Below are 567 nucleotides of genomic sequence, written 5' to 3'. Positions count from 1 at the left end.
AATTATCTTAGTTGTCTCATAGAAAACAATATCAAAACTTTATGTGATGTTCGTAAAAATCCAATAAGTAGAAAACACGGATTTTCAAAAAGACAATTAGAGCAAGCTGTAAGCAACATTGATATTGAATATATGCATATGCCTGAACTTGGAATTGCCTCTGAAAAACGAAGAAATTTGAAAACAGAAAAAGATTATGACCGCCTTTTTAAAAATTATCGAAATACAACTCTCAAGAATAATTCTTGTGCAATAAACAAATTATATCAAATTTTTTTAAACAAAAAGCGCGTTGCAATCACCTGTTTTGAAGCCAATGTATGCATGTGTCATAGAGGACAACTCGCATTAGCTCTTACTCAATTGCCTGATTGGAAATATGAAATTAAGCACATCTAAAAAATAAACTTACAGATTTTTTACATATGGAGGTGATTCTCTTCACAAATGCCTCCTAGCACCCCCACCCTTCTTAACACTTTCAAGTAATGCGTGATTCACGCCACACGTGAATTGCATCTCAATGTAAGGAGAAAAGATATGGCGCCTCGTCCAGCTGCTATAACG

General features: G+C 34.0%; 1 protein-coding gene. It reads left to right on the top strand.

From position 1 onward, the window contains the following. Positions 1-399: DUF488 family protein (locus ACFIK8_RS12815; RefSeq protein ID WP_375669640.1), on the top strand; the 399-nt coding region annotated here is incomplete at its 5' end. Positions 400-567: the final 168 nt, after the last annotated feature.

Source organism: Bartonella sp. MR168JLCBS (genome assembly GCF_042194175.1).
This window is presented reverse-complemented; position numbering and strand designations above follow the sequence as displayed.